The organism is Glaciihabitans tibetensis, from assembly GCF_003003265.1.
Classification (GTDB): Bacteria; Actinomycetota; Actinomycetes; order Actinomycetales; family Microbacteriaceae; genus Glaciihabitans; species Glaciihabitans tibetensis.
The window spans coordinates 16,363-37,541 of the sequence record NZ_PVTL01000004.1; the positions used below are offsets into that span (position 1 = coordinate 16,363).

The following is a 21,179-nucleotide window of genomic DNA, read 5'->3' on the forward strand; positions in this document are numbered from 1 at the left end:
CCTGCACTCTAGACCTCGGCACGATTCAGGCCCTCAGTGCGACGTGCCGTCGTAGCGCGTAGCGAGGTAGTTTTCGAACGTCGTGGTGCCGTAGGGCGGGCCGGGCACCAGGTTGTGTCCCGTTGCGTAGCCGGCGAACGTGGCGCCAGGCAGCGTGAGCGGCCAGATCGGGCGCTTGATCGAGGCTGCCTTCGCCCATGCCCGCGCGAGATTGCGGGCGGTGCGCTGCTCAGGTCCGCCGATGTCGGAAACTCGTCCCGCGGCATCCCCCTCGGCAAGCTCGGTGAGGCGCACAGCGACGTCGTCCACGGAAATAGGCTGGAAGGAGAAGGTCGGGGCAAACACGACGGGCGACCATCGCTGAAAGGCAAAGAGCCTCGCCACAAACGAGTGGAACTGGGTCACCCGCACGATCGTGTGCGGCACCGTCGATTGGCCGACGAGACTCTCGATCTGCAGCTTCGCCCGGTAGTAGCCCAGCGGGATCTCGTCTACGCCGACGATCGAGATGACGATCAGGTGGCGCACTGCTGCCTTCTCGCACGCGGCGATCAGATGCTGGGTGGCCGCGACGTCGCGCTTTCCGTTGGTCGTTGCCAGGTGGATGACGGTGTCCACACCGTCGACCGCCGCGGCCACCCCGTGCCCGGAGACAAGATCGCCGTGCACCAGATGCCCGCGAGCCAGATGCGCGCGGTCGGAGAACGTCCGGTCGGGGTGTGTGCGCTCCGGGTGAGTCCGGTCGGGGTGGGCGCGGTCTGGGTGCGTGTCCGCCGCGCGCGAGCCGTCAGCCTCTGCTGACTCCGCAACGCCGGCGGGCTGCCCCTCCCCAGGGTGCCCACCGTCGGCGGGCGTGCCCTCGCCCCGGGTGAGGATACGAACGATGTGCCCGCGCGCCCGCAAGCGTGCAACAGTGGGACGGCCCAGATTGCCCGTGCCCCCGGTTACGAGGATCTCTGCCACGATGGGTCCTCTCGAGTGTGGTGTGTGCCCTCAGTATCCCGATCGGGCCGCACCCGCCCAAGCCCCCTTTGTGCCGCTCGCCCGAGTCGGCGGCGCACCGCAAGATTCGCAAGGGGCGGGGAAAGCCAGCCACGTCACCCCACTGTCACCCCGCGCGGCCCCACATCGGCTGCGCGGCCGCCTGCGGGCGAGACTGATGCCTGCACCGCACGCCAGGGTGTTGTGGGTTGGCGTCGCCGGGCACATTGTCGATGCGCAACACCTCATCGCCCGCGACGACAAACGCCGCCCCGTCTGCGAACTCCACCGATGTCGGCAGGTCGAGTCCCCCGACAACCCGCGACAGGGAGCCGTCGCCGTTGACCCGCAGTAACCTGCCGGTTCTCGGCAGAGCCGTCGCCCCCGGGAGCGCATAGCCGCGCGAAAGCGCGTAGAGCGCATCACAGCCGGCGAACTCCACATCCACTAACGGGCTGTCACCCGACGCGACCTGCACCGCCTCGGACTCTCCTCCCAGAATCCCGACGACTCGGCCACGCTCGGCGCCATACGGCATTGACCCCGTCTGGGCGATGTACACGCTGCGGCCGAGCCTGGCGATTCCGGTCGGCGTCACGTTACCGAAGGTGAGGAGCACACTGACCTCGCCCTCCCGCGTGACCGCGAGCAGCCGCTCCCGCTGTCCGTCGGTGACCAGAAACCCGTGTTGCACGGGTTCTATAGCGGGAGCTAGCTCCTCCATCAGGGTCACCGGATTGTGCGGCGGATTCGCGCGTGTGAACGCACCGAGATCTGCGACCACGGTCCAGCTGTCCCGATCGTCGATGCGGTAGATGCCGTTCACCCGGTCGCCGCCGGGGCCGGCGTCCACATCGGCGACGAGGACATACGCAACCTGGCCGACGAACGCGATGTCGATCGGTCCACCGCTCATGGACAGAGGGGGCGGCAGCCCGGTGGCAAAAGTGGACTTCTCGCCCGTAGTGGTGTTCACCCGGATGACTTCGCCCGCCACCCGGTCCGTGACGTACAGGGCACCATCGGGTCCGATGGCGCTGCCGCCGGTGCCGTTCAGCCCGGAGGCGAGCACGCGAACCTTGAGGTGGTCGTCGCGAATCATCCCGCCCAGGAGGCGGTCATCGACCCCTGACTGCGGCGCACACGAAACGAGCATGGCCGCGGTGAGCGTCACCGCGAGCCATGCCGTCCGTGCGATCTTCATCGTGTCCTAACGGGTACCGCGGCCCCCGCCGTTCTGCGCATCATGGTGCCCGTGGTGGGTGCCGCTATCGTGCCCACCGTGGCCTCCGCCAAGCCAGCCGCCGGAGTCGGCGACGACGTTGTTGATCCGCAACACTTCGCCCTGGGCAACGACGAACGCATCACCGCCCGCAAATGCCACCGCGGTCGGCAGGTTCAGGCCCTCGGCAACCGGGGTGAGCGTGCCGTCGTCGCCCACGCGCAGCAGCTCCCCGCTGTCCGGCAGAGCCGGCGAACCGGGAACCACGTCGCCGGGTGTGTCGCCCTGCGACAGTGCGTAGAGGGCTCCGCGGCTGGCGAACTCAACATCCACCAAGGCGCTATATCCGGAAGCCACCTCGGTCGCAACAGGATCTGACTTGGTGACCGCGACCACCTTGCCGTCCTCGGGCGCGTAGGGAACCGCTCCGAATTCGGTGATGTAGAACTCGCCCCGAGCGTTCGCGATGCCCGCTGGCACCACGTTGCCGAAGGCGATGAGCTCACTGACCTCGCCCTCCCAGTTGACCGCGAGCACGCGGTTGTGGTGACCGTCGGTGACGAGGAACCCGTCGCGCGTGGCTTCCAGCGCGAACGGCACACCCTCGGTCAGTTCCACCGGATAGTCGGGCAGGTTCGCCGCGGAGAAGGCCCCGAGGTCGGCGAACACGGTCCAGCTGTCCGCGTCATCAATCCGGTAGATGCCGCTGACGTCGGTCGCGCCAAAGTCGACCCCGACGTTGGTGACGAGCGCATACGCGGTGTCGCCGACGAACGCGACGTCGATCACGCCGCCGACCGGGAACAGCGCTGGCGGAAGTCCGCTGGCGAAAACGGATGTCTCGCCGGTAGTTGTGTCCACCCGACTGATCTCACCCGTGACCCCCTCGGCAACGTAGAGTGCGCCGTCCGGGCCGATCGTCGCCCCGCTGGTGCCCTCGAACCCACTGGCGATGACCTCGGTCGTGACTTCGCCGCCGCCACCGCCGCCATCGCCTCCCCCACTGCCGCCTCCTCGACCTCCGCCCGGGTCGTCGCTCCAGTCGCCGTGCCCGCCACCGGCGAAAGCCGCCGAGGGAATGAGAAGTGCTGCGACGACGGTGCCGACGAACAACGCTGTTCTTTTGATAGCCATTGGTTTTCTCCTTTTGCCTCAGGCTGCGTCGCCTTCTCGCGCCGGGTCAAGGAGCCCAATGGGCCATATTCGGCCCGTCACAAGTACCCTGAAGCAATGCAGGCGACCTCCCCGACCGTCCCCGCCGGATTCGTCAGCGAGCTTTTCGCGGGGGTCGGGTATCTCGGCCGTGGATTCGGCATGTGGGTCACCTCGCCCCGCCTAATGCTCCTCGGCGCGATTCCGGCGCTCATCGTGGGGACGATCTATCTGGCCGCCATCATTTTCCTCGTGGTCAACCTCGATCCGGTCGCCACCTGGATGACGCCGTTCGCCAACGACTGGGACGAAACCGCTCGCACCGTGATCCGGGTCGCCGCGACGCTCGCCATCGTGGTGGTCGCTGTGCTCCTCGCCGCCTACACCTTTGCCGCCGTGACCCTCGTGGTGGGCGACCCGTTCTACGAGCGCATCTGGCGCGCGGTCGAAACCCGGCTCGGCGACGCTCCCGCTGACCTCAACCTCGGCGTCTGGCGCTCCATGCTCAAAGCCATCGGCGACGGCATCCGCCTGCTCATCCCCGCCATCGGCGTCGGAATCCTGGTCTTCTTCTGCGGGCTCATCCCGCTCGTCGGCACGCCGATCGCCCTCACCCTCGGGGCTGTCTTCGGTGGCTGGCTGCTGGTGGTCGAGCTCACCGGCTTCGCGTTCGACGCGCGCGGCTTCAGTGTGAAGAACCGCCGCCGTGCCCTCAAGGTGCGCCGCGCGCGGAGCCTCGGTTTTGGCATGGCCACGTACCTGCTGTTTCTCGTGCCGGTAGCCGCGGTCGTCGTGATGCCGTCCGCCGTGGCGGGTGCCGCGATGCTGAGTCGGGACACGCTCGCGGCCTCGGGCGATACGGCGGCGCGGCCCGCGAAGTAGCGAAAGCAGGACGCTACCCGGTCAAGCCAAGTCGCGCCCTGGACCACTTCGACTGAGAGCCGTATGTCGAAGTAGCCACGGTCTACAGGCAAATTTTGTAGGCCGCAGCGATGCGCCATTGATTTGTTGCGAAATCTCGCAAACTAACTTGTCCTAGCAGTCGATCATTCAGCAGTTCTAATGCCAGGCACCCTTCACGGTCGGTTTGAATACCGGGTGCGTCTGATTCCCGGGAAGCCTTTGGAGGACATGGTCCCGTTCCAGCTTGGAAAGATAGCGGGCAATCATTTTCAACGCATTCGGATCACCCATGTTTACTTCACGTGCGATGACTGCGTTGAAAGCTTCTCTGGTGTTGAAAGGCCGGTTTTGACCAGCGATCAGGTCAAAATAGATCACGCACTGCCACCGAATCAGAACGCCCTCCGTGTCGACTTCACGATTCGGCTGGATGCGATCGACGGTTCTGGCGTCGAGGTACTCCCATATGAACTGGAACGCGCCGTTATCGACCCAATGTTGCGACCCAGCGAGAAGCGCTCGGATGGCAAGTATCTGTTGCTGGCAGCGTTCGACCCGCTCGCGGTGACGAGCTTCCCGTTCCCGATGTGTCGCTTCTCGAATCGGCTTCTCGTCCGCTTCGCGTCAGAGACGCTTTTGCTCTGCGAGGATCTGCCAGTGGCTTCGAAGCTCGGCTGCCCTGAAGTGCTGATTCCAATTGAATCGCCTAAGTTCAGTGGTTGAGTTGTGAAGTATCCGAAGCAAATCGCTACTGAATCCTTCCAATCGAGAAACATGGAAGCTTCCCAATGGGCGGACCTGTAAAGCGGCGTCCCGGGGCCGGTCGAGGACGTGAACAGGGTCGCGGGTCAGCCGGTCTGTGAAGGCGTCGTACTCGTAGTCCTCACTGACCGCGAATCCGACGATTTCATATTCCGGGTTCAAAAAAAATAGAGGTGATTTGGTCGCGACAACCGCCTGATGTGTCGGGTTGGGCTTCAGTCTGCCTGTGTGAGTGTCGAGATCTAAGTGGTTCTTCGTGTGGCCAAACAACCAGACGTCCAATATTTCTTGAGCTCGATATGACTCGTGTCTTGCCCGCCAATCGTCCGGCGTGATTGAGCTGTACTGGACCTCAAACGCGACTTTCAACCCGTCACGGTTTGTAATGAGCACGTCCGCCCGCCGCTCTCCCGCTTCATTGGTGTACTCCTCGCGGCGGACGCGATAGTCCGGGTACGCCTTCTTAAGCCAGCTCTCGATAAGCGCGCACCCTTGCGAATGAAATATGGACTCGAGCGAGTGTCCACCCCCACCCGAAAAATGTTGCAAACCGTCCCGTTTCGTTGAGCGGTGAGCGCTCGTCAATCTCTCGGCGCATCCGGGGACCGGGCAAACGAGGTGTTCCCGAACAAACGGGCGATTGGCCTTTCCAGTGTCCTCATCGAGGTACCAGAGGTCTCCTGTATCGCGACGTCTGGCCCACACAAACGCACCCTCGCCGCCCTGCAACAGCGCGAGATCGTCCACGTGTCGGCCTTTGTATCTTCGCGGGGCCGCATGACCTAGTTCAGGTATCGACTCTGCAAGATTCGATGCGTCCACCATGGACTCGATCATGGCAGGTGCGAGTCGTCCATTCCTGCCCAATGTCCAGTTGCCCGCTCCACAGATCGCGGAAACTGCAAAGTAATGTCGCAACGAACGTTACACGCGTCTCTCGGGGGCAGAGCGGGCTACGATCTTCTCGCTATTCCCGACCCTCACCGCCGTCACGACTGAGCGATCGCCCGAAGGGCATCCGAGTGGCAGGTCACCGCTACGCGGGACGGGTCGACGGTGTCGGTCGCCGTGGATACGATCCCGCTATGGGACGCATACTTTTTGACAGCGCGACCACGATAAATGGGTGGATCGCAGACACCAACAACTCACTCGCCTGGCTGTTTGCCGTCGATGGCGGCGACCATCCCGACGACGGCCTCTTTCCCGAGGGCGCGACCGTCCTCGTCGAGGGATCAACCACCTACGAGTGGATGTTGAACGAGTTCGACATCCTGAACCATCCCGAGAAGTGGCACGAGTTTCACGCCGACCGGCCTACTTTCGTCTTCACTACCCGTGATCTTCCGGTGCCCGCGGGCGTGGACATCCGTTTTATGCAGGGGGATGTCGCCAGCGCGCTGCCCGCAATCCGCGCGGCCGCAGGTGACGGTGACATCTGGGTCGTGGGCGGCGGTGACCTGGCCGGCCAGTTCTACGATGCCGGGGCGCTCGACACCATCGCACTTTCTGTCGCACCGGTGGCACTCGACGGCGGGGCTCCGGTGTTTCCGCGCCGCGTCGAGTCCGACCGGCTGCGGCTCGTCTCCGCCGAGGCCCACGGCCAGTTCGCACGGCTAATCTATGACGTCGTGCGCGGGTAACGAACGAGAGACATGGCACGAAGCTGTCGCATCAGGGTCGTGGTCTGGAGCCTCGGTGTCTCGGTTCGTCAGTCACGGAGCGGCGTGCGCGGGGAGCATCAGCGTTTGCTGGTGCATCAGCGCTTGCTGATGTATCAGCGTTTGCTGGTGCATCGCCGCGCGCGAGTGCTACCAGCCCCATCGCGACTCCGGGCGTTGCCCACAGAGCGAGGGTGAGCCACAAAGCGGTCGCATTCGCGGCAGGGAAGTACGAGAGATCGCGGAGGAGGGTGGCCGTTGCTCCGGGAGGGAAGAGCTGGCCGATCACACCCCAGGGCTCGATAAGTGATTCGACCGGCGCGTTCGCCGAAGAGATCGGATTCGCGATGAGCAGGAAGAGCACGGGTCCGATGGCGATTCCCGGGCGTCCGACGATGGAGCTGAACCCGACGATCACCGCGCCGATTGCAAGGAGTGCGAGGGTGATGGCCGCGGCGTTGACCAGGTAGCTACCCTGGAGTGCTCCGAACAGGATTTGCAGGATTCCGGCCAGAACAAGACCGGCCGAGACCGAGTAGACGGCCAGCGCGATCAGGCGCCGCCCGGCGCCAGTGACGAGGATGGAGATACCTATGCCTCCCAGCATCCCGCCGAGAATAAGCGGGAAGGCTGCGGTCGTGAGTCCGACACCGCGCGGGTCGCTCGCTGCGAAGGGCACGATATCGGTGACGGTCGCGGCCTGTCTCTGCGCTATGGACACGAGGATCTGGGTTGGGAGGGCCCCCGCGGCGGACGCTATGAGTACCTCTGGGTCCTGATCGACAACGATGGCGCCGTACACGTCTCGGTCTCTGATTGCCGTGATTGCGGCCTGCCGACCGTCTACGGGCACGAAGTTGAACACGCCCGGAGAAGCCCTTTCGATCTCTGAGGCGAGACCGTCGACCACATCCTCTGGGCCGCTGACAGCCACCGGAAGGTTCTTCGCCTGGCTCGTGAAGCTGGGCCAGGAGAAAGCGAGAACCGCCAGCCCGACGACGGCCGCGAGGGTCAATCCGATCGCAATGATGCGGGACCAGGACGTGGGAGCATTCATGGCTTCGAATCCTTCAGTCTTCACGAAAGGTCACAAGAGACCAGATTGGTGAAACAGCACTTCTGGCTTAGCGTGCGCTCGTGGCCGGAGACGGGTCGGGGATCTCGTGCGGCCTGTACTTAGGCAGATTGCTTGCGGGCAGGATAGCCAGCGCGCTGACCGCCGCCATGACCAGAAGCCCGAGCTTGAGCGCCGACAGCCGGGCTGCGACGTTCACCGCAACGGCGGCCGCGACTTGGGCATCCGACGCATCCGTTTCTGACAGCACCTCGCGCAGCTGGTCGTTGCTCACAAAGTTCACGCTCTCCAGATCTACCTGATCGACGAGAGCGGGCGGCAGTTCGACGTTGTTCACCACCGCCTGTCCGACATTGAAGCTGAGGATGGTCACCAGAAGGGCGCCGCTAACCGCCGTGCCCACGGCCGAGGCAAGATTTTGGGTTGTGCCTCGCACCGAGCCGACGTCGCCCGCCAGCTCCTTCGGCGCGGCCGTGACGAGCACGTTGAAGACGAGCGTAACGAGAGCGCCCTGACCGACTCCGAACAGAAACAGCCCGAGGATCGTGGGCAGCGTCTCCCAGTTGTTGGTAACCACGAAGGCCAACCAAGCGAGTGCCACCGTGGTGAGCCCGAAGCCGAATACGCCGATCGTACGCGGAGGAAACCGCTTGTACAGCCGCACCACCAGGGTTGCCGTGACAAACACCGTCAGATTGAACGGCATCATGGCCAGCGAGGTATCGAAGGGGGTACGCCCCTGCACGATCTGAATGTACAGCGGAACGGTGAAGTTCAGCGCTGCCTCGAGCGACACCACAATCAACATGGCGTACACCGCGGCTCGTTCGCGTGAGGATCCCAACACCGCGAGGCTGACCAGGGGTACTTTCCCCGCCCGGGTACGGCGGCGAGTCCATACGATAAAAGCCTGCCCGAGCACCACTCCCAGCACGATCAGCACCGGTGCTGGCGAGAGTCCGAGCACGTCGAACGGCGCGGAAGGGGTAGCTTCCAGCACTCCCCAGTTGTTGAGGTTGTTGAAGCCGAGCGTCAGCGATACGATTCCGGCCCCGATGAAAACGGCGGCGACCAGGTCGATTTTCACGGAGGAGTCGCCCCTGTCGGAGCGCAGCCGGAAGCTGAAGACGAACACCGCGACAGCCAGTGCCAGCACGATGCCGAACACCGGTCGCCAGCCGACGAGGGTACCCAGCGTGCCGCCGATGAGGAAGGCACTCACGCCGGAGAGCGCCCGCGCAGATCCGAGCGAACCGATGGCCGTGGCCTGCTGGGTGCCGCGGTAGTTCTCGGCAATCAGGGCGACGAGCGACGGCACGATGATGGCAGCGGATGCCCCGGCGAAAGCCTGCGCGGTAATCACCCAGCCCACCGTGGGAGAGAGGATCATCATCAGCGCAGACACAGCGAAGAGGGCGACAACAAAGCGGAACATCACGATCCAGCCGACTCGCTGCCCGAGCTTGGCACCGACCATGACGAGTGCGGCGACGACGAGACCATAGGTAACGATGGCGGTGCTGACGCTCGTGGGCGGCACCCCGAAGTCCTCGACCATGCCGCCAAGCGATACCGGCAGCGAGGCCACATTGAACGACATCAGAATCTGCGCGAGAAATAGTCCCACCATGGGTACCCACGAAGTAGTCGCTTCGGCGGAACCGGGTCGCGTTTCATCCCGCTGAACGGTCATCGTCTCTCCTCGTGCTCGGCTGGTGCGCTTGTGACGCGATGTGCTTCTGACGCGAAAATGTTGAGACCGAGGGCCCGCGAGAGGTAAGCGGTCGCTCGCTGGCCCCGGACGCTGTTTCCGGCCGAATCGAGTCGGGGCGAAAAAACGCCAATTCCTGCTTTGCCGGGCGCGATGGTGACGATGCCGCCGGAAACGCCGCTCTTGCCGGGCAGTCCGATCTCGAACAGCCACTCGCCAGACCGCTCATAGAGTCCGTTGGCCGCCATCACCGCGAGGGTGTCGCGGCACACCTCGGGCGACACGACCTGCTCGCCGGTGACGGGGTTCATCCCGCCGTCGGCGAGCGTGGCGCCCATCACGGCAAGGTCGTGTGCGCTGACATTGAGAGCGCACTGCTTCGTGTAGACGTCAACCACTTCGAGCGGGTCGAGTTCAACGCGACCGTAGCTCTCGAGGAGACCCGCGATCGCGCGATTGCGTTGGTTGGTGGCAGCTTCCGACTGGTACACCAGCTGATTGAGCTCGAGCGGCCGACCGGCAAATCGCGACAGCCCATCCTGAACCGCAACCCACTGCGCATCCGCGGTTGACCCGGGCATGAGGGCCGTTGTGGCAATCGCGCCCGCGTTGACCATCGGGTTCATGGGGTGGCCCTCGTTGAGCTCGATCGCGACCACCGAATTGAAGGCGAGGCCGGTGTTGTTGACCCCGACGCGTTCACGCACGACCTCGTGTCCGAAGCGGTCGCACACCAACGCATAAACGAAGGCTTTCGAAATCGACTGGATGGAGAACTCGTGTTCGGTGTCACCGGCGGTGTGCACCCCTCCGCCGACATCCACCGCACACACCCCAAAGAGCTCGGGATCGGCGGCGGCAAGAATCGGGATGTAGTCAGCAACCGAGCCCTCCGCGTGATCGCGATTGCGGCGGAAAGCGGATGCCACGTGCGCGTCGACTGCCTCCCAGCTTGCCAACGCACCCGTCGAGACCGTCTGGTCGACCCCGTCTACGTCAACATCCATGCGTCACCTCCGAGGCACACTATTGACGACTAGTCAGAGACCCGCAACGCCTGTTCTTCGGCCCGCCGGGCATATATGGCCGCGTGACCCGTTGCAATACTGTGTGACGCACACTATGGTGTTGCACATGGTCGCTGAAACAGAGTCGTCGAGTCACCTGCAGGAACTGCGCCGCGGCACCGTCGTGCTGGCGTGCCTGCTCGTGCTGCGTCGCGCAAGCTACGGCTACGCGCTGCTCGAGACGCTTACCCAGGCCGACATTCTGGTGGAGGCCAACACCCTGTACCCACTGCTGCGGCGCCTCGAATCGCAGGGCCTCCTCCTCAGTGAGTGGGACACGTCGGAGTCGCGACCGCGCAAGTTTTACCGCACCACACCCGCGGGCGAAGAGCTCGCCGAGACACTGCGCGTCGACTGGGCGCGCCTCGACCGAGCGATCACACAGATCGCCTGAGCTGCAAGGAACCAATGATGCCTTCCCTGACCGACCGCTACGTATTCACCGTGCTTCGCCATATCCCCGAGCCGCAGCGTGCAGATCTAGACAAAGAACTACGCTCGTCCATCGCCGACCTCGTCGACGCTCACGTCGGCAGCGGAGCAACCCAGGGTGAGGCCGAAGACCTCGCGCTGCGCGAGCTGGGCGACCCCGACCGGTTCGCCGCCGGCGTGACTAACCGGCCGCAGCACCTGATTGGCCCAGAGTCCTTTCCCTCCTGGTGGCGGCTGCTGAGGTTTCTGCTCGCTCTTATTACTCCCATCGCCGCCGTCGCTCACGCTCTTGTGCTCGTGGCCACCGGTGAGGTCATCGGCACCGTGATCGCCGGCCTCATCACCACCGCGTTCGGCGTCAGCATCCAGATTGCGTTCTGGGTCACCCTCGTCTTCGTGATTCTCGAACGCACCGAGAACCCGCGCCACCCGAACTGGCAAGCCCAGTGGACTCCCGACCAGCTACCCGAGTACGCGCACGACCGGCGCACCGCCGGCGACCTCGCCGCGGAGCTGGTATGGATCGGCATCCTCGCGGCGCTGCTGCTCGGCCAGCAATTCTGGTCATTCTCGGTACTGCAGGGCGAGCGAGTGCCGGTGCTCGCGCCCGCCGAATGGTCGTTCTGGTGGCCGTACCTCCTGGTCATACTCGCACTCGACGCGGCATTCGCGATCTGGGTGTGGCGACGCGGCTGGTCCTGGCTCGCCGCCGGAATCAACGTTCTGCTCGGCCTCGCCGGAGCGATCCCCCTCATCTGGCTGGCACTCGAGCAACGCATCTGGAACCCCGAGTTCTTCAGCAGCCTCAACTGGACCCCGACCGAGTTCGGCACGACCGACGTGATCACCGCCGCGACCGTGACGGTCGTGCTGGGTATCTTCATCTGGGACTCAGTCGACGGCATCCTCAAGGCCAGGCGCGCCCAGACCGGGGCACCGAGCAAGGTGTCCGGCACGGGCGTTCGAGTGTAAGGAAGGCCCGGGGCGGCAACCGAGCGGCGCGCGCTGTCAGGACGGACGGATGTCGCGGGGCCGGTTTGTCTTCGAACGTATGTTCGATACGATGGGGCGCGTGACAGATCGACGAACCACTCCAGTTGTGTCCGACTGGGCAGCATGCCGAGCGGCCGCGGGCCATGTCGAATAGGCGGTACGACATGGCCCGACGTGCTGAAGTGTCGCGCAACGACTCCCCCGGCGCTCCCCCGGTGCCGCTGGCTGATTCGCTCAGTTCGGACGAGCTCAACTTCAGAGCCGATCCGCCCAAGCGTCCGCGCGAACCGATCCCCGTGCTGGTCTGGCTTCGCTTCACCGGAACACCCGTGCAAGCACCAGCCGAATGTCTCGAGTTCACGTCCAAGGCGGCGCTCGTGCGCTACACCCGCCCGGGCAAAACTCCGGAGCAGGTCTGGGTGTGGGCCAACGCGGTCACGCGCCAGTCGCAGCAGCAGCCGGTCAGCTCGCGGCGCGCTTCACCAGGTCCGCGATGACAGCAGCACTTTTGTCGGTGAGGTGATCGAGCGCGTACGAGGTGGGCCAGAGTCCGCCGTCGTCGTCCAACGTGGCCGCAGCGCTGAAGCCCAGCGTCGAGTAGCGCTCCTTGTCGTCCAGCCCGCTCCGGAAAAACACCACAACCTTTCCCGCTTTTGCCCAGCCGGGCTGCCCGTAGTAGAGCTTCGGGGAAAGTTCTGGCGCAGCATCCGCAACGATGCCGTTCAGGCGCTCGGCCATGACGCGATCGGGCTCCTTCATTTCGGCGATCTTCGCCAGCACGGCCGCCTTCTCGGCAGCGAGCTTCTCGGCAGCGCTGCCGCGGCGCGCTTGGGCCTTCAATTCGGCCGCGCGCTCCTTCATTGCCTTGCGTTCGGCCACGGAGAATTCCGGTGCGGACGACGTGCTGCCCTGCTCGCCGTTATCGAGCGTGGATGCGGTGGTCATTGGCTGATCCCTCCTGATCGGTGATGTGATCATCTCGTCGGTGATCATCTCGTCGGTGATCTTCCGACCCTAACGCGAGGGAATCGGCTGCCGCTTCTCGATTCCTGACCGTTCGGCACCCGCAAGAATGAGCGCTGCGGCCTGGCGCCCGACGGCGAACGGATCGGCGAAGGTGCCCATGCCCGTCGTGACGAGTCCGCCTTCGTAGAGCAGCATCAGGCTGTTCGCGACCGGCTCGGCGTCCGCAATCGCTGCATCGCGGCACAGCTGCTCGAACACGCCGCGCAACCAGACCTTCTGCCGGGTTGCCTCGACGGCGACGGGATCCGCCGCGTCACTCGTCTCCGCGCGGGCATTGATTGCCGAGCACCCTTTTTCGCCGTTCTCACGTGACCACTGAGCCGAGATGTCGAAGACCGCCAGGATGCGGTCGATGCTTCCCTCGGGCTGCTGCGCGAGCTCCCGATCGAAGTACACACGCCAGCGTGCGTCACGCCCGCGGAGATACGCGACCGCAAGCGCCTCCTTGGATCCGAACCGGTCGTACAGGGTCTTTTTGGTCACGCCGGCTGCCGCCGCGATGGTGTCGACGCCGACGGCATGGATGCCCTCGCGATAAAACAGCTCGGACGCGGCGGCGAGCAGCCGTTCGGCACCGGGCGTGTAGTGCGGAATTGCCTCCGGAAGCAGGTCTGCGGTCATGGCATCACTATACAGGTCTGTATAGTAATGTGAATGAGTACACAGATCGGTATACCGAACCGCCTCCTCCTCGTCGGAGCTTCCGCCGCGTTCGTACTCAGTTGGAGCTCCGGCTTCATCATCGCGAAGATCGGCACCGATACGGCGCCGGCGCTGACCGTGCTGGCGTGGCGTTACTTCCTCGTCGCGGGGATTCTGCTGCTCGCGATGCTTCTGCTCAGGCTGCGGAGCCGCACGCTGGCGATGCCTCGCTGGCGAGACATCCGCCCCCATCTCACCATCGGTCTCTTCGCCCAGTTCGGCTACATCCTTCCCATTTATCTGGCGGTCGGGGCTGGGGTCTCGTCGGGAACCACTGCCCTCATCGACGCGATCCAGCCGCTGGTGGTGGCGACGCTTGTGGGTCCGCTGCTCGGTCTGCGGGTGCGCGCGCTGCAGTGGGTGGGACTCGCGCTCGGTGCGGTGGGCGTTGCCCTGATTGTGGTGACGGATGCCTCGGCGGCAGTGTCGCCGAGTGCCACCTACCTGCTTCCGCTCGTGTCCCTCGCCAGCTTGGTCACCGCGACGTTCCTCGAGCGACGCACCTCCGCCCGCCTCAGCGTGTTCGCGACCCTCGCGACCCACGCCGCGGTCACATTGGTCGCGGTGACGATCCTTGCCACCGCGACCGGGTCGCTCGTGCCGCCGGCGACCGCGTCGTTCTGGTTCTCGACCGTGCTGATCGCGGTGGTGCCGACGCTCATCGCGTACGCGCTCTACTGGTACCTGCTGCGCCGACTCGGCATTACCGCCCTCAACGCGCTGCTGTATCTGGTCGCACCAACGACCGCCGTAATCGGCGCGATCATGTTTGGGGAGCCGTTCACTCCGGCGACCTTCGCGGGGCTCGCGCTCGGGGCGGCCGCGATCGCTCTCGTCATCGCACCGGGACGCACGGCGCCGCCCGAGCGCACGTCCGCGCCCGCGAGCATGGCGGTGGCCAGTGTGGATGATGGCAGAGGTAACTGACCAGTTCCATTTCTGTTTGTCCGCCCGCTCTGCGAGAATATGAAGCGGAACATTGTTCCGCGAACGTACGGAACGCGTTTCCGTTGATCAAGGTCCCCGAGAGAAGAGGCACCCGTGAGCGAGCCGACGTCGCCCGAGACCCCCAGGACCAAACGCGTTGATGCCCGCCGCAACGAGCAGTCGCTGCTCGATGCAGCCGCTGCCGTGTTTGTCACGTCCGGGGTCGACGCGCCCGTGCGGGAGATCGCGGCCAGGGCCGGTGTGGGAACGGGGACGATTTACCGGCACTTCCCTACGAGGTCGGATCTCGTTGTAGCGGTGTACCGGCACCAGGTCGAGGCGTGTGCCGAGGCTGGCCCGGCGCTGCTCGCCGACTCGTCGTCGCCGCGGATCGCCCTGCTGGCATGGGTCGACCTGTTTGTGGACTTTCTCGTGACCAAGCACGGCCTGGCGGGGGCGCTACAAAATGACGCCGCCGGCTTTGACGCGCTTCACACCTACTTCGTCGCCCGGCTTCTTCCGGTCTGCGAGACGCTTCTCGACGCGGCCATCGAAGACACCGACGAGCGCATCAGTGCCTACAGCCTCCTGAAGGGCGTCGGAAACCTCTGCATCGGAGCCGGTAACGACCCGAACTACACCCCGCGCCACCTGGCCCAGCTGCTCGTCTCGGGCGCGCTCGCTGCGTAGAGCTGATCCCATCACCTCGAGACGGCGCGTGCGATCGAGAGCGACGCGGGCATTTTTTTCTACCACCACGCGCGCGTCACGGAGTCACGATCGCGAACGCTGCATCGCCCTGATCCAGCACCGATACAAGCTTCTCGAGCACCCCGAGGTCACCGTCGGACTCGATACCCGCCGAGGTAGTGTCGCCCCCGAGAAGACCGAGGAGTCGCGGTTTCGTCAGCGTGAGTGAGAGGTCAACGTCGCCGGAGCCGTTCTCCAGGTAGACGAGCACTGCGTTGCGGAGCGTCAACCTAAAGGTGCGGTTCAGATCGGTCAGCGTGATCGCCAGCCTGAGATCAAGATCCCAGGCCTTCGAGCCGTCGACTTTGATGGCGATCGCGTCGAAGAGCATCTCCGGGGAGAGCTGCAGGAGAATCGAGGGCGCGTTCACCGTAGTCGGGGTACCGAAATTTCCTGAGCGCAGTTCGGTCGCACCCGAAAGGAAGAAGTTTCGCCAGGTGCCGTTCTCTGCGCCGTAGGCAAGCTGCTCGAACGTGTCGGCGAGCAGCGCCCGAGCGGCGGAATGCGTCTCGTCGGCGAACACCGCGTGATCGAGTAGGGTCGCCGCCCAGCGAAAGTCGCCGTCGTCGTAGGCTGCCTGCGCTATCTCGACGACGCGGTCGATCCCTCCGATCGCGGCCACGTAGCGCCCTGCTAGTTCCACAGGCGGGTGCGGCCACAGACGCGCGGGATTGCCGTCAAACCACCCCAGATAGCGCTGCACGATCGCTTTGACATTGTGGTTGACAGACCCGTAGTAGCCGCGAGTGTGCCACGCGTTCTCGAGCGCCGGAGGCAGCCGAAAGTACTCCGCGGCCTCGACTCCCGTGTAGCCGAGGTTGATGAGGCGCAGTGTCTGGTCGTGAAGGTAGGCGTACAGGTCTCGCTGGAGCGAGAGGAATTCGACAAGATTTTCCCTGCCCCAGGTCGGCCAATGGTGGGAGGCGAAGACGACGTCGGCACGGCCCCCGAAGCGGGCAATTGCCTCGGTGAGGTATTGGGCCCAGACGTGGGGATCGCGCACCACGGCACCGCGGAGGGTGAGCAGGTTGTGCAGATTGTGGGTGGCGTTTTCGGCCATGCACAATGCACGTCGCTGCGGAAAGTAGAAGTGCATCTCGGACGGCGCCTCGGTTCCGGGCGCCATCTGAAACTCGATCTCCACCCCGTCGATGGTGTGTGTCTCCCCCGTTGTTGCAACGAAGAGCGTGGGCGCGATCATGCCCACGGTTCCGGTCGAGGTGGTCTGGCCCAATCCTGCGCCGACGGCACCCTCGGGCCCACGCTCGAGCGCCGCGCCGTACATGTAGCCAGCGCGCCGACTCATCGCGGTTCCGACGTACACATTTTCAGAGATTGCGTGCTCGACAAACCCCTCAGGCGCCACGATCTGCACAACACCGGCGTCGACATCTGCCTGCGTCGTGACGCCGAAGACGCCGCCAAAGTGATCAGCATGCGAGTGACTGTAGATCACGGCCACGACGGTGCGGTCTCCCCGGTTGGCCCGGTACAGCGCCAGCGCCGCCGCAGCCGTCTCCGACGATATGAGCGGATCGATCACGATGATCCCGGTGTCGCCTTCGATGAACGTCACGTTCGACAGGTCGAGCCCGCGCACCTGGTAGATGCCCTCGACCACCTCAAACAACCCGGCGCGGGCGACGAGGCCGGATTGCCGCCACAGACTCGGGTGCACGGTCGCGGGTGCGTCCTCCTTGAGGAAGCCGTAGCTGTCGTTGTCCCAGACGACGTTGCCCTCGGGGTTTCTGACGATATTGGGCGTCAACTCGGCGATGTATCCGCGTTCCACATCGTCGAAGTCTCGGGTGTCCGCGAAGGGAAGCCGCTGCTTAGCCTCGTCGTGCTGGGCGGTGATGGACGGGGTTGCGGGATTGTGCTGCATTGGCGGTGCGCTCCAGTCGTAGGTCGGCCCCGCCTTCCACACTGGTGCAACCTCACACGCGACGCTAGGGCGTGAGCCCGCGGTATCCGCCGATCTGCCGCCGGCTTGTGGCTCAACCCGAGGTCAGGCGGGAGCCGATGCCTACCTCGACCCAGTAGGCGAGTCTCGCATCATCCCGAATCGCCTCGACTGGCACGCTCAACCAGCCGTGCCCCATAGGCCGGTCCTCGCCCATAAACGCGGGCGCTCCGCCCTCCCGAAGTAGGGCGTCGTACGGGGTCGGGTCGATGTGCACGAGCAGGTCACCCTCGCGACCGGCCGCCACAGCCAGGCGATCATCCACCATGAATGACAGACCTCCGAACATGGGCACTTCGCGCACGCTGTCACGCGACGCGAGTGCCGCTCGGATCCGTTGCGCGAGGGCATCGCGAGAGACGTGGGAATGCTCGGTCACGGATCTTCTCCTCAGCGAAATAACACGGTGAGTGCTTGTCCGATCGATTCTGCCGACCGCGCCTGCGATTCGGTATGGGGATGTCCGCAGTCGACGGTCAGGTTGGCCCGTGGCATCCGCTCATCATCAGGCGAAGCCCATCCGCCCGCCCCTAGGCTGGACGGTACTGCCGCCTGATGAATGGAGCTCTATCGTGAAAGTTGTTGTTACCGGATCTCGCGGCAAGGTGGGCCGAGCCGCGACGCAGGCGCTGGTCGATGCTGGGCATGACGTTTTGGGTGTCGACCTCGTGCGTCCGGTGTTCGATGCCGGGGTTGTTGTTCCCGGGCGGTACCAGATGGCGGATCTCACCGACGCGGGTTCCGCCTACGCTGTTGTGGCCGGCGCCGATGCCGTGGTGCACATCGCCGCGATCCCCCAGCCAACCGGCAACCCGCCGCACGTGGTGTTCCAGACGAACCTGATGTCGACGTTCAACCTGATCGAAGCCGCGGTGCGGTTCGGGGTGAAGCGATTCGTCTACATCTCGAGCGAGAGCGTCGTCGGCAACTTCTTCCCCGAGCGCCCGTTCCTCCCGGACTATGCGCCCGTCGACGAGCAGCATCCGGTGCTCCCCCAGGACCCGTACGCCCTCTCCAAGCTGTTCGGCGAGCAGCTGATGGATGCGGCAGTGCGGCGTTCCGACATTCGCGCCATCACGCTCCGGCCGAGCAACGTGCACAACGAGGACAACTACGAAGAGAACCTCGGCAAGCAGGTGCGCGACCCCGCAAACCTGAGCGGAAACCTGTGGAGCTACATCGACGTCTACGACCTCGCCGACGCCATTGTTCTTGCCACCGAATCCGACCTGCCCGGGCACGAGATGTTCTACATCGCCTCCCCCGACAACGCCGGTGGTCACGATTTCGCCGAGATCCTCCACCGCTTTTATGGCGAGCAGATCGAACTGCGCGATCTTGATCGAGTGGATGCCTCGGGCATTTCCATCGCGAAGGCACGACGTCTTCTCGGGTTCAACCCCACCCGGTCGTGGTCCGACTACCTCGGCACCGACGGGCGCAGGCTTACCACAGCGGAGTAGCTCAGCGGAGTAGCTCAGCGGCCTCGACCACCCACAAAAAGCGCGTGCAGCAGCGGAGCGGCAGACGCGACCATCAGCACCGTGCCGAATAACTCATCATCCGGCCGCAGAATGGCCCCGGCGATCAGCAGCGCACCGAACAGAAGTGCCGAGACGATCCGCCGGGCCACGCGGTCGAGCCGTGCGACCTGCTTTTCGAGGCGGGGGCTGGTCACCGCAAGGGTGCCGTCCTCAAAACGGGTGATGAGTTCATCGACTCTGTTCGGCAGGCGCACCGCGACGCGGGCGGCGTCGGCGGCTTGGCGGGCGACGTCTTGTACTACGTTGCCGCGCTCATCGCGAATGATCTGGGCGGCGTAGGGCTCGACCGAGTTCCACAGGTTGAACGAGGGATCGAGCGCGCTGGCCACGCCCGAGGTGAGCGTCATCGCTCGGAGGACGAGCAGGAAGTTCTCCGGGAGCTGGAATGGCAGGGAGCGCACCAGTTCGCCGAATTGCAGCCCGAACTCGCGGAACTCACGCGGATCGATTTCGCGCAGCTCCGCGAAGCCCATGCCGCCGAAGCGGGCAAAGGTTTCTGTCGTCGCCCGTTCGAGTTCGGCCGTGTCGACCGTCGGCACCAAAACCCCAAGGTCACGCATCGCGTTGACCAGGGCCTTGCCGTCCCGTGACGCTGCCGCGATCAGAAGCTTCCGCAGACCGCTGCGGGTCGTCGCCGGGACCTCGCCCATCATTCCGAAGTCGATGAAAGTGAGCGTCCATGAGCGCTGCCCCGCTTTGTCTGCGCCCGTGCCGGTGCCTTCGCCTACCCCTTGGCCTTCGCCTGCGCCGACGCTCGGTGTCACGAAGATGTTGCCCGGGTGCGGGTCGGCGTGGAAGAAGCCGTTGGTGAACAGCTGGTCGAACATGACTTCCGCAAAGACCGGAGCGACATCCGCGGGGTCGATGCCGGCTGCGATCAGGCCATCCACGTCGGTGATCTTGATCGCCGTCACGTCTTCAAGCGTGAGCACTCGACGCGTGGTGCGCTCCCAGACCACGCCGGGCACGCTCACCCGGTCGTCGTCGGCGAACTCTTCGGCGAAACGAACCGAGTTGGCTGCCTCGTTGAGGTAGTCGATCTCCTCGAGGCTCGTCAATGCGAACTCCTCGATGAGTGCGGGCGCGTCGGCCCGGTCGGACACCAGGCGCACGTGGCTGAGCCACCCGGCGACTTTTCGTAGCGCCGCAAGGTCGACGTCGACGATCAGGTCGATGTCCGGGCGCTGCACCTTCATCACCACTTTGCTCATGCCGGTGTCTGCAGCGTCACTCGCCCCGAGCGTCGCCCGGTGGGCCTGCCCGAGGGATGCAGCCGCGATCGGTTGCTCCGCGACATCCGCAAAGATCCTATCGAGCGACATACCCAGTTCTGCCTCGGCGAGAGCACGGATTGCCGCGAACGGAACCGGCGGCACCTCGTCCTGCAGGCCCTCAAGCTCCTTCGTGATCTCGGGAGGCAACACGTCGAGGCGTGATGACAGGTACTGACCGACCTTGATCATCAGGCCGCCGAGGTCCAGCGCGAGCGAGTGAAAGGCGCGCGCGAACCGCCGCATCCGTGCGGACCGGGTGCGCTCGGCCACCCTGCTCAAACCGATGCGCGGGAGGAAGAGCTCAAACCACCAGGTCACCGCGAGATACCACGCGGCGAATCGCAGGATGCGGCGGTAGCGGGCGCGCCCGGCTCCAGCAAAGGGCACTGAACCCCGTCGATCTCGAGGAGTCGACGTTACTTCCGTCATTCCTGCGCGAGGATCGAGTAAATCCGGCGACGTGCGTCGTCGAGAACCGCTACGGCCTGCTGCACTTGCTCCGGGGTTCCGGTGCGGTTCAGCTGCGCCGTCGCCTGGGCGAGTTCAACGCCCGCCTTTGGCAGAGCTGTGTGGCGGCTGCCGGCATCCGACTGGGTCGAGTCCCAGGGCGAGCCCTTTTCGGCACCGGCGACAGCACGCCCGGCGTCGGTCAGGGAATAGCTCTTGCGCCCGTTGGACTCTTCGGCGGTGATGAGGCCCTCGTCGGAGAGCAACTGCAGCGTCGGGTAGACGGAACCCGCGCTGGGCTTCCAGCTTCCGCCGCTGCGCTCTTCAATCTCGCGGATGATCTGGTAGCCGTGCATCGGCTGCTCCGCAAGCAACGCGAGCACGGCCGCCCGCACTTCACCCTTGCCCGCACGCGTGCCGACACGCTTGTCGAACGTCGAGCGAAGCTGCTCCATTGCCTGCCACACGCTGTCGAAATTGGGGCCCGAACCGAACCCGCCTGTTGAGGAAGAACTAGCCATGATGATCTCCTATTCACAAATCGAACGATACATAACGATACCCAACGATATAGAGCGATGCTGAGC

Annotated in this window: 22 protein-coding genes; 9 read left to right on the plus strand and 13 right to left on the minus strand. The window is 64.8% G+C overall.

Features of this window, described 5'->3' with window-relative positions; genetic code table 11:
• Nucleotides 1-33: 33 nt before the first annotated feature.
• From B0I08_RS17885 to B0I08_RS08160, 3 genes are all read right to left on the minus strand, one after another.
• Nucleotides 34-963, minus strand: a complete 930-nt coding sequence (locus tag B0I08_RS17885) for an SDR family oxidoreductase (RefSeq protein WP_219905635.1) — start codon at nt 961-963, stop codon at nt 34-36.
• 145 nt (nt 964-1,108) lie between these two features.
• On the minus strand, nt 1,109-2,185 hold the full coding sequence (locus B0I08_RS08155; protein WP_106211695.1) for a ScyD/ScyE family protein: 1,077 nt from the start codon (nt 2,183-2,185) through the stop codon (nt 1,109-1,111).
• A gap of 6 nt (nt 2,186-2,191) precedes the next feature.
• Nucleotides 2,192-3,337 (minus strand): ScyD/ScyE family protein, encoded by a 1,146-nt coding sequence (locus B0I08_RS08160; protein ID WP_106211697.1) that lies wholly within the window; start codon nt 3,335-3,337, stop codon nt 2,192-2,194.
• 96 nt (nt 3,338-3,433) lie between these two features.
• Between B0I08_RS08160 and B0I08_RS08165 the strand changes: the two genes are divergently transcribed.
• Together B0I08_RS08165 and B0I08_RS08170 are read left to right on the plus strand one after the other, a co-directional pair.
• On the plus strand, nt 3,434-4,237 hold the full coding sequence (locus B0I08_RS08165; protein ID WP_106211699.1) for an EI24 domain-containing protein: 804 nt from the start codon (nt 3,434-3,436) through the stop codon (nt 4,235-4,237).
• A gap of 180 nt (nt 4,238-4,417) precedes the next feature.
• On the plus strand, nt 4,418-4,981 hold the full coding sequence (locus tag B0I08_RS08170) for a hypothetical protein (protein ID WP_146134362.1): 564 nt from the start codon (nt 4,418-4,420) through the stop codon (nt 4,979-4,981).
• Here B0I08_RS08170 and B0I08_RS18295 read toward each other — a convergent pair.
• Nucleotides 4,883-5,857, minus strand: coding sequence for a competence protein CoiA family protein (locus B0I08_RS18295; protein WP_146134363.1), 975 nt, complete (start codon nt 5,855-5,857; stop codon nt 4,883-4,885). The genes B0I08_RS08170 and B0I08_RS18295 overlap by 99 nt on opposite strands.
• A 248-nt stretch (nt 5,858-6,105) precedes the next feature.
• Here B0I08_RS18295 and B0I08_RS08180 point away from each other — a divergent pair, with 248 nt between their 5' ends.
• Entirely contained in the window at nt 6,106-6,663 is a 558-nt protein-coding gene (locus B0I08_RS08180; protein WP_106211705.1) for a dihydrofolate reductase family protein, read from the plus strand.
• A 31-nt stretch (nt 6,664-6,694) separates the two neighbouring features.
• Here the strand turns inward: B0I08_RS08180 and B0I08_RS08185 are convergent, their stop codons facing one another.
• The 3 genes from B0I08_RS08185 to glsA form a co-directional block, all read right to left on the minus strand.
• Nucleotides 6,695-7,738 (minus strand): YhgE/Pip domain-containing protein, encoded by a 1,044-nt coding sequence (locus B0I08_RS08185; RefSeq protein ID WP_106211707.1) that lies wholly within the window; start codon nt 7,736-7,738, stop codon nt 6,695-6,697.
• A gap of 67 nt (nt 7,739-7,805) precedes the next feature.
• Complete coding sequence (locus tag B0I08_RS08190) at nt 7,806-9,449, minus strand: MFS transporter (RefSeq protein WP_245884707.1); 1,644 nt, start codon at nt 9,447-9,449, stop codon at nt 7,806-7,808.
• On the minus strand, nt 9,446-10,474 hold the full coding sequence (glsA, locus tag B0I08_RS08195) for a glutaminase A (RefSeq protein WP_106211710.1): 1,029 nt from the start codon (nt 10,472-10,474) through the stop codon (nt 9,446-9,448). Before glsA ends, B0I08_RS08190 begins: the two co-directional genes overlap by 4 nt.
• A gap of 127 nt (nt 10,475-10,601) precedes the next feature.
• Between glsA and B0I08_RS08200 the strand changes: the two genes are divergently transcribed.
• The 3 genes from B0I08_RS08200 to B0I08_RS08210 all read left to right on the plus strand — a co-directional run bounded on the left by B0I08_RS08200 (nt 10,602) and on the right by B0I08_RS08210 (nt 12,456).
• Entirely contained in the window at nt 10,602-10,928 is a 327-nt protein-coding gene (locus tag B0I08_RS08200) for a PadR family transcriptional regulator (protein WP_106212262.1), read from the plus strand.
• 17 nt (nt 10,929-10,945) lie between these two features.
• Nucleotides 10,946-11,938 carry a permease prefix domain 1-containing protein gene (locus tag B0I08_RS08205; protein WP_146134364.1) on the plus strand — a complete coding sequence of 331 codons (993 nt, stop codon included), beginning with the start codon at nt 10,946-10,948 and terminating at the stop codon, nt 11,936-11,938.
• A 185-nt stretch (nt 11,939-12,123) separates the two neighbouring features.
• Nucleotides 12,124-12,456 carry a hypothetical protein gene (locus B0I08_RS08210; protein WP_106211714.1) on the plus strand — a complete coding sequence of 111 codons (333 nt, stop codon included), beginning with the start codon at nt 12,124-12,126 and terminating at the stop codon, nt 12,454-12,456.
• Here the strand turns inward: B0I08_RS08210 and B0I08_RS08215 are convergent.
• Together B0I08_RS08215 and B0I08_RS08220 are read right to left on the minus strand one after the other, a co-directional pair.
• Entirely contained in the window at nt 12,422-12,904 is a 483-nt protein-coding gene (locus B0I08_RS08215; RefSeq protein WP_106212264.1) for a DUF1801 domain-containing protein, read from the minus strand. The genes B0I08_RS08210 and B0I08_RS08215 overlap by 35 nt on opposite strands.
• A gap of 69 nt (nt 12,905-12,973) precedes the next feature.
• Nucleotides 12,974-13,606, minus strand: a complete 633-nt coding sequence (locus tag B0I08_RS08220) for a TetR/AcrR family transcriptional regulator (RefSeq protein WP_106211716.1) — start codon at nt 13,604-13,606, stop codon at nt 12,974-12,976.
• Nucleotides 13,607-13,639: 33 nt separating this feature from the next.
• Between B0I08_RS08220 and B0I08_RS08225 the strand changes: the two genes are divergently transcribed.
• A complete protein-coding gene (locus tag B0I08_RS08225; RefSeq protein WP_106211718.1) occupies nt 13,640-14,614 on the plus strand; it encodes a DMT family transporter in 975 nt (324 codons plus the stop codon).
• 114 nt (nt 14,615-14,728) lie between these two features.
• Nucleotides 14,729-15,304, plus strand: a complete 576-nt coding sequence (locus tag B0I08_RS08230; RefSeq protein ID WP_106211720.1) for a TetR/AcrR family transcriptional regulator — start codon at nt 14,729-14,731, stop codon at nt 15,302-15,304.
• Between the two features lie 76 nt (nt 15,305-15,380).
• On the opposite strand, the gene B0I08_RS08235 is transcribed toward B0I08_RS08230, so the two are convergent.
• Both B0I08_RS08235 and B0I08_RS08240 read right to left on the minus strand, forming a co-directional pair.
• Entirely contained in the window at nt 15,381-17,249 is a 1,869-nt protein-coding gene (locus B0I08_RS08235; RefSeq protein WP_106211722.1) for an alkyl/aryl-sulfatase, read from the minus strand.
• A 112-nt stretch (nt 17,250-17,361) separates the two neighbouring features.
• Nucleotides 17,362-17,706 (minus strand): TfoX/Sxy family protein, encoded by a 345-nt coding sequence (locus B0I08_RS08240; RefSeq protein ID WP_245884708.1) that lies wholly within the window; start codon nt 17,704-17,706, stop codon nt 17,362-17,364.
• 193 nt (nt 17,707-17,899) lie between these two features.
• On the opposite strand from B0I08_RS08240, the gene B0I08_RS08245 reads away from it, so the two are divergent.
• Entirely contained in the window at nt 17,900-18,790 is an 891-nt protein-coding gene (locus B0I08_RS08245) for an NAD-dependent epimerase/dehydratase family protein (protein ID WP_106211724.1), read from the plus strand.
• Nucleotides 18,791-18,804: 14 nt separating this feature from the next.
• On the opposite strand, the gene B0I08_RS08250 is transcribed toward B0I08_RS08245, so the two are convergent.
• Together B0I08_RS08250 and B0I08_RS08255 are read right to left on the minus strand one after the other, a co-directional pair.
• Nucleotides 18,805-20,574 carry an ABC1 kinase family protein gene (locus B0I08_RS08250; RefSeq protein WP_106211726.1) on the minus strand — a complete coding sequence of 590 codons (1,770 nt, stop codon included), beginning with the start codon at nt 20,572-20,574 and terminating at the stop codon, nt 18,805-18,807.
• A complete protein-coding gene (locus B0I08_RS08255) occupies nt 20,571-21,113 on the minus strand; it encodes a PadR family transcriptional regulator (RefSeq protein ID WP_106211728.1) in 543 nt (180 codons plus the stop codon). The genes B0I08_RS08250 and B0I08_RS08255 overlap by 4 nt, the downstream gene beginning before the upstream one ends.
• Nucleotides 21,114-21,179 lie beyond the last annotated feature (66 nt).